The organism is Paenibacillus vortex V453, assembly GCF_000193415.1.
GTDB lineage: Bacteria > Bacillota > Bacilli > Paenibacillales > Paenibacillaceae > Paenibacillus_AQ > Paenibacillus_AQ glucanolyticus.
On record NZ_ADHJ01000009.1, the window covers coordinates 139,472 to 152,385 of the forward strand.

At 51.9% G+C, this 12,914-nt stretch carries 11 protein-coding genes; 4 read left to right on the forward strand and 7 right to left on the reverse strand.

Translation table 11 applies throughout. From position 1 onward, the window contains the following. Position 1 precedes the first annotated feature (1 nt). The gene (locus PVOR_RS04595; RefSeq protein WP_040680195.1) at positions 2–1,162 is read left to right on the forward strand and encodes an N-acetylglucosamine-6-phosphate deacetylase; all 1,161 of its coding nucleotides are present in this window, start codon (positions 2–4) and stop codon (positions 1,160–1,162) included. 196 nt (positions 1,163–1,358) lie between these two features. Here the strand turns inward: PVOR_RS04595 and PVOR_RS04600 are convergent, their stop codons facing one another. Beyond that, positions 1,359–3,359, reverse strand: coding sequence for an alpha/beta hydrolase family protein (locus PVOR_RS04600; protein WP_006207921.1), 2,001 nt, complete (start codon positions 3,357–3,359; stop codon positions 1,359–1,361). A gap of 327 nt (positions 3,360–3,686) precedes the next feature. Here PVOR_RS04600 and PVOR_RS04605 point away from each other — a divergent pair, with 327 nt between their 5' ends. The 3 genes from PVOR_RS04605 to PVOR_RS04615 all read left to right on the forward strand — a co-directional run bounded on the left by PVOR_RS04605 (position 3,687) and on the right by PVOR_RS04615 (position 5,820). Further along, positions 3,687–4,271: a nitroreductase family protein gene (locus tag PVOR_RS04605; protein ID WP_006207922.1), complete on the forward strand. Its 585-nt coding sequence runs from the start codon at positions 3,687–3,689 to the stop codon at positions 4,269–4,271. Between the two features lie 100 nt (positions 4,272–4,371). Continuing rightward, positions 4,372–4,743: a hypothetical protein gene (locus tag PVOR_RS04610; RefSeq protein ID WP_006207923.1), complete on the forward strand. Its 372-nt coding sequence runs from the start codon at positions 4,372–4,374 to the stop codon at positions 4,741–4,743. A 246-nt stretch (positions 4,744–4,989) separates the two neighbouring features. Next, positions 4,990–5,820 carry an aldo/keto reductase gene (locus tag PVOR_RS04615; protein ID WP_006207924.1) on the forward strand — a complete coding sequence of 277 codons (831 nt, stop codon included), beginning with the start codon at positions 4,990–4,992 and terminating at the stop codon, positions 5,818–5,820. Positions 5,821–5,905: 85 nt separating this feature from the next. On the opposite strand, the gene PVOR_RS04620 is transcribed toward PVOR_RS04615, so the two are convergent. The 6 genes from PVOR_RS04620 to PVOR_RS04645 form a co-directional block, all read right to left on the reverse strand. Continuing rightward, positions 5,906–6,511 (reverse strand): PadR family transcriptional regulator, encoded by a 606-nt coding sequence (locus PVOR_RS04620; RefSeq protein WP_006207925.1) that lies wholly within the window; start codon positions 6,509–6,511, stop codon positions 5,906–5,908. A 4-nt stretch (positions 6,512–6,515) separates the two neighbouring features. Continuing rightward, positions 6,516–8,018 carry an MDR family MFS transporter gene (locus PVOR_RS04625; protein WP_006207926.1) on the reverse strand — a complete coding sequence of 501 codons (1,503 nt, stop codon included), beginning with the start codon at positions 8,016–8,018 and terminating at the stop codon, positions 6,516–6,518. Between the two features lie 287 nt (positions 8,019–8,305). Next, complete coding sequence (locus PVOR_RS04630; protein WP_006207927.1) at positions 8,306–8,713, reverse strand: VOC family protein; 408 nt, start codon at positions 8,711–8,713, stop codon at positions 8,306–8,308. Between the two features lie 351 nt (positions 8,714–9,064). Further along, entirely contained in the window at positions 9,065–10,126 is a 1,062-nt protein-coding gene (locus tag PVOR_RS04635) for a BtaManbiosPhlase (protein ID WP_006207928.1), read from the reverse strand. 55 nt (positions 10,127–10,181) lie between these two features. Next, positions 10,182–11,126, reverse strand: coding sequence for an MTP-1 family protein (locus PVOR_RS04640; RefSeq protein ID WP_006207929.1), 945 nt, complete (start codon positions 11,124–11,126; stop codon positions 10,182–10,184). Between the two features lie 42 nt (positions 11,127–11,168). Beyond that, positions 11,169–12,809, reverse strand: coding sequence for an alpha-glucosidase (locus tag PVOR_RS04645; RefSeq protein ID WP_006207930.1), 1,641 nt, complete (start codon positions 12,807–12,809; stop codon positions 11,169–11,171). Between the last annotated feature and the right edge of the window lie 105 nt (positions 12,810–12,914).

Sequence of the window (12,914 nt, forward strand, 5' to 3'; positions counted from 1 at the left end):
TATGTTGTGGCGAGGTAAGCTCCCGCACACCGGGGCACTGGTAGAAATAGAGGCTTTAGATGGACGAATCGCGGATGTGCGGCCGTTGGGTCAGCATGAGACATCAGTGGAGCTGCCCTGGATCAGCTGCGGCTGGATCGATTTGCAGGTCAATGGTTTTGGCGGCTGCGATTTGAACGGCACCGTGACATCGAGGAGTGATATCGAAGGCGTGACGCTGGCGCTGCATCGCCGGGGCGTTGCTTCCTATTTGCCAACCGTCATTACAGGCAGTTACGACCGGATGCGTCAGGCATTCACCGCTTTATCCCAATATGTCCAATCCAGGCATTTGGGAAGTGCCTCAATTGCAGGCATTCATATGGAGGGACCTTATCTATCCGGTGAAGACGGTAGTCGTGGGGCGCATCCGAGAGAGTACGTCCGAAATCCGGATTGGGATGAGTTTCAGCGGCTCCAGGATGCGGCGGACGGGCTAATTCGGATGGTAACACTTGCGCCGGAGCGTGAGGGGGCGGTTCCTTTTATTGAGAAACTGGTTAAATCAGGCGTTGTGGCAGCGATCGGGCATACGATGGCTACCGGGGAGCAGATCGAGCAAGCTGTGCAGGCAGGGGCGACGGTGTCGACCCATCTGGGGAACGGCTCACAGCCGATTCTGCCGCGGCACCCCAACTATATCTGGCATCAGCTGGCTGATGACCGGTTATGGGCAACCTTTATCCCGGATACACACCATCTGGCACCGTCCGTGCTGAAAGCCATGCTGCGGGCTAAACGGGAGAAAGCAGTGCTCGTTAGCGATGCCGTCATGTTCGGCGGCATGGCCCCCGGACAGTACAGCAGCCTCATCGGAGGCGCAGTGGAACTGACGGTAGACGGCCGCCTGCATATGGTAGAGAATCCGGCGATACTGGCCGGTTCCGCTTCTTCCCTGGACGTCGGTATTGCGAATGCGATTCGCTATACGGACATGACGCTGGCGGAAGCGATAAGCGCGGTCACAAGCCGCCCGGCAATGGTGTTGAATGTGCCGCAATTAGGCGAGCTGGACATTGGTCGTCCGGCGAACCTGACACTGTTCGATTGCTATGCGGACGGGACGAATATGTCTGTTCGGGAGACCGTAGTTGCAGGTGAGACGGTGTATAGATCTGTTTGATGTCGGGATGGTGAACGAGAGGGGGAGCGTGGGAAGTATTTCACTTTCCGTCGGGGTGTGAGTGTAAAGTATGAGCGCGAACCGCCGCGCCCGCAGGCTCTACAGATCAGCCGCGCTCCTTCGCCCAGCCGAACAGCCATAAAAAAACCATCCCCGATGTGGCGCGACTCACACGGGGATGGTTTTTGGCTTTGTTCTATTTTTCGATATGTTCTTCGAACCAGCGGACAATATGGCTCAAGCGTTTTACCCGCAGATGCGGGTGGCCGCTACGGGACAAGTTGTGGTCCGCTCCCGGGAAGCGGATCAGCTGGGTTTCCCGCCCGAGCCGCTTCAAGGCGATGAACAGCTGTTCGCCCTGCTCGATCGGGCAGCGGAGATCCTGTTCTCCATGAAGGATGAGGAGCGGGGTTTTCATGTCCTTCACGTAAGCGAGAGGTGAATGCTTCCACAGCTTCTCCAGATCATCCCACGGATTGCCCCAAATCTGATCCTGCGTGAATGAATAACCGATATCGCTGACCCCGTAGAAGGAAATCCAGTTCGATATTGAACGCTGGGTTACTGCCGCTTGGAAGCGGTCGGTATGACCCACGATCCAGTTGGTCATGAAGCCGCCGTAGCTGCCGCCGGTGACACCAAGACGGGAGGCATCAATATATGTGTAGGTATCGAGAACATAATCCACAGCTTCCATCAGGTCCTGATAGTCACGTCCGCCGTAATCTCCTCTGACAGTATTAACGTGTACCTGACCGTACCCGTGCCCGCCCCGGGGGTTTGTATAGAATACAGCATAACCGGCTGCAGCAAGCAGCTGGAATTCGTGCATGAACGTGTGAGCGTACATGGCTTGAGGTCCACCGTGAATCTCAAGCACGGCCGGAACTTTGGAGCCTTCGGTAAAGCCTGCAGGCTTCATGATCCAGCCTTGAATCGGCCAGCCGTCGGAGGTATGGAACGTAAAGGACTCCGGCGTGCTTAACGTAATCTCATTCCAGAGCTCTTCATTGCAGTGGGTCAGGCGGCGTTCTTTGTCCTCGGCTGCAGAGTAGCTGAACAGATCGCCGGGCTGGAGCAGGTCAGCAGCGGCAAAAATGATTGTATCCTCAGGAGTTAAAGCAAATTGATATACCTCGCGTTCACCCGATACCACCAGGTCAAAAGATGAGCCGTCCAGAGCAAAGCGTCCGATATGCACACCGCCGTCCTGGCTAAGCTGGAGGTATACCGATTGACCGTCCTTGCTGAACAGAGGAGGCGTTCCTGCACCGGATCTCATATCACTTACAGCGGCGTGCCCTAGCTGAACATCCATGTCCGTAAAGAGGACACGGGATTCTCCACCGGAGAGCGGAACGAGATGAATCTTGGTCAGCGTGGCAAACCCGCAGCTGAGATCGCTGGCGAGCATAAGAACATACTGCCCATCCGGAGTGAAAACAATGGACCCGATCGACAGCGTTCCGTCCGTTATTTCGGTTACGGATTTGTCCGTGAGGTCCATCACGAATACATCGTTGGTCAAACGCAGATCGGGATCCGGGAACTGCTCCGTGGCTAGACTGTTGCTGTATGCGATGTGGCCGCCATCCGGCGACCAGGCGAAGGCATATACGTCATAATCGCCATCAGTTATTTGCTTGCATTCCTCCGTTGCCGGATTCACGATATATAGATGATTTCTACGTCCATTCCACAATCCGCCGCCATCGGCTTTATATTTAATGCGGTTAATGATCTTTTCTTCGGGCAGCTTATTTTTATCGTCTTTGCCTTGGTCTTCGCTTTCGGTAGACTCCGCTGCTTCCGCCTCACTTCGAATCAGAAGGCGCGTGCTGTCCGGTGACCATTTAAATGCACTGACACCATGCTTCATGTCGGTAACCGGGCGGGCTTCCCCTCCGTTGGCAGGCATGATCCATATCTGTGGCTTGTCGCCTTTTTTACGCAGGAAGGCGAGCTCTGACCCGTCGGGGGACCAAGCAGGTGCAGCATCGGCTTCGCCGGATGTGAAGGGAATGTCCTGGGTTCCAACTGTAGGCAGCAGACGGATGTGGGAGCGGTAGCCGTCGAACTTTTCGCTGACGGATTTATGTACGTATGCTATAGCTCCGCTTGCGGGAGAGACAACGGGGTCATTTACCCAGTGCATCCGGTACAAATCCTCCGGGGTTATAAGTCGCTTATCAGTCATGAATCATCCTCCTAATCTTCTCTGTGAGTTAACCCTTATTATCCCAGATAATGGTATGAAAATCTAGACAAAAGAGAGAGGTAGATTGTGAACATTTCAATCCAAATGCTAGTAAAATAGAGGGGGAAATTACAATAATACTAGGTAATGAGATAGCGGTTTCGTAGTGAAAAGGTCCAGTTAATTTTCAGCTGGTCAATTTATATATGAAATGTGGTTGATAGACTCCGCAGCAGTTCCTCTTCTCTTTTTGTTATAATTGAGATAGACTCTCAATTAGGAGTATGTAAAAAAGATCAACTATATATAGCTCGGGAGGAATCAGATATGAATGTAAGTGAAGCGATCCGTACGCGCCGCAGCCTTGGCAAAGTCAAGCCTGACGCCGTGCCGCAGGAATGGATTGAGCAAATCTTAGAAGCAGGGACCTGGGCGCCGAACCACAAGCTCACGGAGCCGTGGAAGTTTTTTGTGATGCAAGGAGAGGGACGGGACGTTCTGGGTAATGCTCTTGGAGACATACAGGTTGCAGGTGGCGACGATACCAGCGAAGAGGTGGTAGCTACAGCTCGTGAATCGGGACGCACGAAGGCCTATCGTGCACCGCTTGTCATCGGTGTGGCGGTTGAGCCTTCCACGGACCCGAAGGTGATTGAGCTTGAAGAGTACGGAGCGGTGTTTGCAGCAACTCAGAATATGCTTCTGCAAATCCATGAGCTTGGTCTTGGTGCCGTGTGGAGAACGGGTGAGCCGTGCTTTCATGCCCTGATGAACCAAGCGTTTGGTTTGAAACCAGACGATAAAATGCTGGGCTTCCTGTACATCGGATATCCGGATATGGAGCCGAAGCAAGGGAAACGTCAACCGGCAGCGAATAAGACCGTATGGCTGAATAGTGCTGCAGACCTGTAGTTTATCTACCCTCGGCAGCGAAAATCCGGTATAATTAACCCTAAGTTTGTCGAAGGGTGTAATGGCATCCGGGCGATTGACACTAGGGGAGTGTACATGGATGAAATTTCGATTCAAGTTGTGGGATCTGGGCAGTAAACTTATTTTTATAGCAACCTGTTTAGCGCTGGCTTCCTTCTTTTTTAAATGGCTGGATATTGGCGTGGCTGCAGAGAACGGCTTTTTGCAGGGCGGCGCGTTTTTCATAGTATGTTTTATCTATCCATTTCTGAAAGTGGTTCGCGAGAAGAAGATGAACAAGATTATTGCATACGCTTTTGCGCTTGCAGCGATTATCTTGACCATGATGTACGTATCGTCCAAAACGGTCGATTTTTTTGGGCAGACAATCAGAGGGGCTGCTGCGGGGCCGTATCTGTTCATGGTATCGTGCGGGCTGCTGAGTTTTGGGATTTTCAAACGCAAATATTAGATTCCTGCTGCATGCACCTGCAAATTATAAGAATCAAGGGCTGGACCTGGAAGTGGCTGATGGCTGCTGGGGACGGCCCTTTTTTCTCTATTAAGCGTGATCACAACCGGATCAGATGGAAAAAAACACAAACCGAACATGAAGCCCTGGCATGTGATGTAACATTGAGCGGGATACTGGGCTTTTGATATACTTAAGAGAGCGGCTTTTAACCGCAGTATTACACATCAGGGAGGGATTTCTTCAATGGCCAATCAAACTTTTACCGATGGACCTACTTTGAATGACGGCGTCAAAATGCCGTGGCTGGGCCTCGGCGTATGGAAGACCAAAGAAGGCGAAGAGGTTATTCAATCCGTAAAATCAGCAATCGCTGCAGGATACCGCAGCATCGATACCGCAGCTGTCTATGGCAATGAAGAGGGCGTGGGGCAAGCTATTCGCGAATCCGGCGTTTCGCGGGACGAGCTGTTCATCACAACCAAGGTATGGAATGAAGACCAGGGTTATGAGAAGACCCTGCAAGCTTTTGAGACGAGCCGCAAGAAGCTGGGACTGGATTTCATTGATCTGTACCTCGTGCACTGGCCGGGAAAAGATAAATACCTCGATACGTGGAAGGCCTTGATTCATCTGCAAAGGGAAGGACTTGTCCGTTCCATCGGCGTCAGCAACTTCCAAATCCGCCACTTGCAGCATATCATGGAGGACACCGGCGTTGTTCCGGTTGTGAACCAGGTGGAATTGCACCCGCTGCTCTCCCAGAAGGAGCTCCTGGGGTACGCGCGCGAGAATCATATCGTTCTGGAAGCATGGAGTCCATTGATGCAAGGCAACCTGGATCAACCGGTGCTGGCCCAGATCGCGGAGAAATACGGAAAAACAACGGCGCAAGTCATTCTGCGCTGGGATATTCAGAATGGCATTATTGTCATTCCAAAATCGATTAAAGACCATCGTATCCGTGAGAATGCCGGCATTTTTGATTTCGAGCTTTCCGCAGCGGATATGGCGGCCATTGACGGTTTGAACCAAAACAAACGTTTTGGCTCCAATCCGGACGAATTCCTGTTCTAGAATCTGCCTCTATCTTATAAAAAGAGCGAGTACAACCCTTTTGACGGGAAGTTCTCGCTCTTTTTTGCATATTCCGAGATAGGACCTACAGGGATGAATTGGCTCCGCGATCCTCCTCATCGGAGGCATCCTCCGGAAACAGCGGTTCGCCTATCGTGCCAAGCTTTCCTTGCACGAGGTCTTCATGCAGTCTTTTTAGCCAGTTCAAGTCGGTCCTGGCGTGTTCATACAGCCCGATCATGAGGTGCTGGGCGCTGCGGGGAACGATATGTTTGTGTTCCTCATACAGTTGGTACGCATGATTCACCCGATGCTCCGCATCCCGGATACGGGATTGCAGGATAGGGGCAAGTACGGCTGGGTCTGCGTGGCGTGAGAAAGGCAGGGCGATATAGAGCGGGTGGTGCACAGGCTCGATGTCCCTGAATTTCTTGAGCAGCAGCTGTTCAAAAAGCTTGCGTCCGGCATCCGTGATCCGGTAGATGGTTTTGTCCGGCCGGCTGTCGCTGTGTATGGTTTCGACCGCCTCAATGCATCTGTCCTCGGCGAGCCGGTCTACTGCGTAATAGAGAGAGCCCATCTGAAGTTTGGTATACTGATCCATCCCGCGATCCTTCATCTTGATCCGGATCTCGTACGGATGATAGTCACCCTCCAGCAGCAAACCCAGAATGGCTAGTTTCATCGACATTCCACTAGGCTCCCTTGGCCTTACTAGGAACGGCCACCCGTTCGTTGCCCATCATGAGCACAAACACCAGAGCCAGCACCGCTGGCACAAGCGCCCACATAAACGTATTTGCGATGGAATCGGCCAATGAAACCGTGACTTGCTCGCGTACGTTCGGAGGAAGCTGGCCCATCACCTCGGGCGAAAGCACCACATCCGCATTCAGCGGGACACCGGCCGGTGCATTCCCTGCGGCTTCAGCAAGTCGGCTGTTCAGGCCATTGCGCTGAATGATACCGAAAATGGTGATCCCGACCGTCATGCCGAACGAGCGGAGGAAGGAGTTCGTCGAAGTGGCTGCACCACGCTGTCTGGCATCGAAGTTATGGATGGAGGCCATGCTCAGGGTGGAGAACGAGAACCCGACGCCAAAGCCGGTCAGGACCATGAAGATCGTCAACAGGTAGCGAGGCGTATCAGGATTTATCGTGCTCAGGCAGAAAATACCCGCAATAAAGCAAAACACCGACAGGATCATAATGTTCCTGAACGAAGTTCGAGTTGTGAGCATACCGCCGCCTTGGCTGCCGGCAACGCTGCCGAGCATCATCGGCATCAGAATGAGGCCGGAATTGGTTGCGGTTCCGCCATACACCCCGCTAACAAAGATCGGAATGTAGATGGTTGCCACGATAAAGGTTGCGCCATAGAACAAGGCTACGATATTGCTCGAGGCAAACAGGCGCTTGCGGAACATCTGGAACGAAATGATCGGCTCAGCTGCCCGGGTCTCCGCGAAGAGAAACACAACGAACAGGGCAATGAATCCCCCGAATAAGCCCAAAATTTGCGGTGAGTCCCATGCATAGGTTTGCCCGCCCAGCTCCAGACCGAACATTAGGCAGATGATGGCACCTACAAGCGTTGCGGCTCCCGTCCAGTCAATCTTCTGCTTGGCATGCGAACGGGTCTCCTTATAGGAAGTCATGATGAAAATAAAGGATACGATCCCGATTGGAACGTTGACGTAGAATATCCATTCCCAGCCAACGCTATCGGTAATAAAAGCACCCAGCAGCGGTCCCATAATGCTGGAGGTACCGAATACGGCACCGAGCAAACCCGTCATTTTACCGCGCTTCTCCGGCGGGAACAGGTCAAACACGATGGTAAACGCAATCGGCATAAGAGCACCGCCGCCGATTCCTTGAATCGCCCGGTAAATAATAAGCTCTGTCATGTTGTTGGCCATCCCGCAGAGGGCGGAACCGATCAGGAAGACAACCAGCCCGAATATAAAGAACCGTTTCCGCCCGTACATATCGGACAGCTTGCCGAAGATCGGTGTACCGGCCATTACGGCAACCATGTAGATCGAGGTTACCCAGACGACTTGGTCGAAGCCCTGAAGATCGCGGATAATCGTCGATAAAGCCGTGGCTACAATCGTGTTATCGATGGCGGCCATGAAGATGCCCAGCAGCAGACCGGCCACGACCAATTTGATGTTACTTTGTTGTGCATTCATGTTAAGAATACTCCTTTTCCATATTCAACTATGTATATATTATTCAAATTTGAATAATTCGGTGGTTATATTGTAGCCGGATTAGCAGATGTTGGCAAGATGTTTAATGGCACTGCCTGTCCTTACATTCTGGACAAGAAAAAACAAGGCCAACCCCCTAATTGCGGGATGACCTTGTAACGCAATCAAGCAGCTGCCAGAGCGTATCTTTACATCAAGCTGCCTAGCAGAAATTTTGTTATTCCTATGCGGTATTTCGTGTGATAACAGGATGAGAGCGAGTATATTCAGCTGTTCATCTGCGGGGATCTGGCGTCTAGCTGCATGAATTCGATCCGGTTACCGTCCGGGTCCCTGGCCCAGCACTGCATATTGAAGTCTTTCCCTTGAACGGGTTCAACGTCGAGTGTTATGCCCTGCTTGCGAAGATGCTCCGCCAAGCTGTCGATATCTTGAACCTCAAGACAGAGATGGGAGAACCCGACAGGCCGCTGTACATGTGCCGGTTTATTTTGACCACCGTAAAACAACTCGATAAACTGTCCATCACACACCTTAATGTACTCAATCCATGGCTCGCCCTGATCGTTCGGGATATCAAAAGCGCGGGTAAAGCCAAGAACGTCGCAGTAAAAATGCAGGGACTTCTCCATATCGGCAACATCAAACGCCAGATGGGCGATTCCTTTAATCATGACGGCATTCCTCCTCGGTATGAATATAAGCTTGAGATCAGATGATTTCATAAGACTATTGTAGCCCATTTTGTATACGCTTCCATATATATATTTGCAAAATCGGAGAAATAAACCCGGATGTTATCCTTGGGGATCAGCTGCTGTGCTTCTTCAGGCTAAGTCATTTCGGCATCCCGTGTAGTGTGATATCAATATACCATCATATGCAGATGCCAAAAAACCAAGACCTGCTAAAGCTGGCCTTGGTTTGGGTGTCAGCATCACGCAGTGGTGTTATCTTCATGCTGCTGTGTCAACAAACATGATGCGGTGTTTCCATCAGCATGGCCTGTTGGACAGGCAGACATTTTATTCGTAAGTCAGGCTATCCAAAATTCCCTTCACGCTCAGCTCAGCGCAAGCCATGGACGTATCGGCTACGCCGTAATACATCTTCACGACATCGCCATCCACCAGCGCGCCGCAGGAGAAGACCACGTCTCCGAAGAAACCGTTCTTCTCATAATCGGCTTCCGGCTCCATGATCGGATGATTGGAGCGGGCAATTACTTTGGATGGATCGTTCAGATCCAGCAGCAGGGCGCCCATGCAGTAGCGGTGATCGAGCGTTGCGCCATGGTAGAGCTCCAGCCAGCCCTTTTCCGTGCGGAATGGCACGGCTCCGCCGCCCATACGGCCGCTGTCCCACATGCCGTCACGGAGTCCGGCAAGATGTTTATGGTTGCCCCAGTACAAGAGGTTATCGGATTCTGCAATCCACATTTCCGGATTACCCGTACTCTTTGTGGTCGGGCGGTGCAGCGCATAGTATTTGCCGCCTATCTTCTCGGGGAAGATCAGCACGTCCTTGTTGTCCGGTCCGAATATCATCCCGTGATGCGTGAAGTTCACGAAATCCTGTGTGGATACCATCGATTCACCGACACCGACCGGGGACACGGCGGAGAAGTAGATATAATACGTATCCCCAATTTGCGTGACGCGTGGATCTTCGATACCGAAGGATTCCAGCGACTGCGCTGGATAGACCAGCGGCTTGTCATCTATGGTAAATCGATGTCCATCTTTGCTGCGAGCCACTCGAATATAAGACAAGGATGTCAGATATTCGAAGGTGGCGCTGTGATTCACATTGCGAATGACGCGAGGGTCTGAGAAGTCATAACGCGGATCATCGGTACGGAATTCCAAAATATCCAGCTTCTGCGTTGCTGCGTTGAATACAGGCGCTTTGACAATCATCGGGTCAGCACTGACCGGACGTTCCGCAACGCGGAGCAGCAACAGCACCTCACCGTTATATTCGGCTACGCCTGCGTTAAAAGCGCCAATTACTTCAAAACCTTCATGATACGGCTTCACATCAGCCGGTGTAATGAGAGGGTTCTCCTCATATCTGTATATATTCATGGTTGTTTACCCCTATCCAAATAAGCGTTTTTTTTATATGAGAACGGCTGTAATGTTACTGTTCGAACTTGAGGAACGGGTCCTGAATGGTGATGCGATGTGCTTCGGCATCGCTGATTCCGGCATAGAGATCGGCGGTTCCGTTCGAATGGCGAACGAGACCTCCGCTGAATACGACGTCAGCCAGATCCGGACGCTTGGTTTCCCCCGACAGGAATTCGGCACGTACAGCAATCAATTCCATATCACTGAATTCGCCAGTCTGCGGGTCGAGGGCAAACACCATGGGATAATAGTGGCGATCACCGGCTTCATCGAAGCTGGCCACATGACCGAGTACGCCGACAAGCCCATTTCTCAGAATGTGCAGTTCGTTAGCCCCGCCCCATTCTGAATCGATAAATTGATCTGGCAAGAGAGGAGCATCGTTCACAAGCTCTACCGTCACATCATCCAGCGACTTTACCTTGGTGAACCCGATTTTACCCCGGCCGCCTTTTTCACCTTGAGGACGGGTGAACACGCCAATCTCACCGCTTACCAGCTCCGCGAGGCGTAGATCCTTCATTGCATCGGGGCCTGTGAAGAAAGGGGAGAGCTCATTCAGCGTTTTGCCTTTCCGGAACACGGTTCTCCACATCAGCGCATTCTCCATCGCAGGATGCGGGAAGATCTCAACGCCCCCCAGCACCAGTTCGCCTTGGATGAAGGTAAAGAACGGATCCTGCAGCGTGAGGACAGGTGCGCCCCCCAGGGGCATCCAAGCCCCGTCCTTTTCCATAAAAAAGTGAATTTCCGAATGCTCGCTGTCCCGCGATTCCACCCGGCCTGCAATCACGGTGACCCCATCGATCCGGAATGGAGCCGTGATGTTATACACGTCTTTGTCGCCTACGCCGGTAAAATGCAGTTTAACCGGGTTTTGAACGTTAGACTTCCTGTCTTGATATTCTTGCAACAGCACTTTGCATGTTTTCACTGCGGATTTATTCATTGCCACTGTCATGCAGCCTCCTTATATAAACCATATAATAATTGCGTCCTAGGAAAGCCAGACCACTGCCGTATGAGGGGGGATTTCGATAAGAGACCCGCCGATCGGTACAATCTCGTCACTAGCCGCTGCCATCTCCAGCTTCTTATCGGACCAATAGGAGAGGTCCAGCCTAAGCGGCTCGCTCCCGAACTGGAGCACGATGACGGCTTCATCGCTACCGGAGCGTTTGGTATATGCGATTGCGTCACCTGTCAATCGTTCGAGTTTAACGTATTCACCGGCCGCGATGGCCGGATATCGGCTTCGGAGCGAGAGCAGCTTTTTATAAAAAGAATAAATGGAATCTGGCTGCTCCCGCTGCGCTTCCGTATGAATCCGTTCGTGCCCGGGACCCATCCCGATCCAGGGTGCCGCTTCCGAAAAACCGCCGTAACGGCTTCCATTCCACTGCATGGGGGAACGGGAATAATCGCGGCTCTTGGCCCGGGCGATGCTTAATGCTTCTTCTTCCGTTTTTCCATTCTTAAGGGCGATCTCATAATGGCTGATGCCTTGAATATCCCGCATATCCTGGATTCGGTGCGCGATATGGTTTCTCATCCCGATCTCATCGCCATAATAGAGGAAGGGGATACCCTTCGCGGTTAACATAAGGGCTCCCATCAGCTTGGCTCTCTGTTCTTCCAGCTCCGTATTACCTTCGCCGAATCTCGAAATGTGGCGCTGCATATCATGGCTGCTGAAGAACAAGGTTGGAAGCTGGTCAGATGTATGTTGGTCTTCCATCAATTGGAGCTCTCGATATAAATCCGCTGGCCGGAATCGTTCCTGGCTGCCCAGATTGAAATTAAACACCACATCGAGCAGACCGCTGCCGCTGTATCGGCGCAGGATGTCCATATCCTCAGAGCCGACTTCACCTACCATAAAAATGCCTTCCCGTTCATGCACATAGCCGCAAATGTCGCCGATCGCCTCCAGGATCCCATCCTGGTTCTGATCGTATCGATGGACCTGTCTGCCTTTCTCATCTACCGGATTATCCAGGAATTCGCCCGAGACTTTAAGAAAATTGATGACATCAAGCCGGAAGCCGTCGATTCCCTTCTCCAGCCAAAATCCCATAACATCCTTCATCGCCCGGCGGACTTCCGGGTTGGCCCAGTTCAGATCAGCCTGTTCCTTCGCAAAGGCATGGTAGTAATACTGCCCCGTGCCTTCATCCCATTCCCAGGCGCTTCCGCCGAAAAAGGATTCCCAGTTATTCAGTGCGCCTTGTTCATCAGGAGACTTCCAAATATACCAGTCGCGTTTCGGAGAGAGGCGAGAGGATCTGGATTCCTGAAACCAGGCATGGGCAGATGAAGTATGATTCAGCACAAGATCCACAATGACCCGGATGCCCCGCTGATGAGCCTCATGAATGAAATAATCGAAGTCTGCCATCGTCCCATATTGCGGATCGACCGCGTAATAGTCTGAAATATCGTAGCCGTTATCGATCTTGGGAGACAGATAGAAGGGAGTCAGCCATATCCCGCCGATTCCTAGCTCCTCCAGGTAATCCAGCTTGGATGTGATTCCGGGGAAATCTCCGATGCCATCCCCATTCCCATCACAGAAGCTGGGCATATAAATTTCATAAAAGACGGTTTCCTGCCACCACTTTTTTGGATATCGATCCATACGTTCTCCACTCCCGGATGAAAGGTGTTTTCTGTTTTCACCCTTTATTTAAGAAGAAGCCCGAATAGCAGGTTGTAATGTAAAGTACAGACCTCTTAAACGAGC

Bases quoted from the DNA above. Each gene is read 5' to 3' on its own strand.
- PVOR_RS04645 (WP_006207930.1), bottom strand. From the start codon at position 12,809: ATGGATCGATATCCAAAAAAGTGGTGGCAGGAAACCGTCTTTTATGAA.
- PVOR_RS04605 (WP_006207922.1), top strand. From the start codon at position 3,687: ATGAATGTAAGTGAAGCGATCCGTACGCGCCGCAGCCTTGGCAAAGTC.
- PVOR_RS04635 (WP_006207928.1), bottom strand. From the start codon at position 10,126: ATGAATATATACAGATATGAGGAGAACCCTCTCATTACACCGGCTGAT.
- PVOR_RS04625 (WP_006207926.1), bottom strand. From the start codon at position 8,018: ATGAATGCACAACAAAGTAACATCAAATTGGTCGTGGCCGGTCTGCTG.
- PVOR_RS04595 (WP_040680195.1), top strand. From the start codon at position 2: ATGTTGTGGCGAGGTAAGCTCCCGCACACCGGGGCACTGGTAGAAATA.
- PVOR_RS04600 (WP_006207921.1), bottom strand. From the start codon at position 3,359: ATGACTGATAAGCGACTTATAACCCCGGAGGATTTGTACCGGATGCAC.
- PVOR_RS04620 (WP_006207925.1), bottom strand. From the start codon at position 6,511: ATGTCGATGAAACTAGCCATTCTGGGTTTGCTGCTGGAGGGTGACTAT.
- PVOR_RS04630 (WP_006207927.1), bottom strand. From the start codon at position 8,713: ATGATTAAAGGAATCGCCCATCTGGCGTTTGATGTTGCCGATATGGAG.
- PVOR_RS04615 (WP_006207924.1), top strand. From the start codon at position 4,990: ATGGCCAATCAAACTTTTACCGATGGACCTACTTTGAATGACGGCGTC.
- PVOR_RS04610 (WP_006207923.1), top strand. From the start codon at position 4,372: ATGAAATTTCGATTCAAGTTGTGGGATCTGGGCAGTAAACTTATTTTT.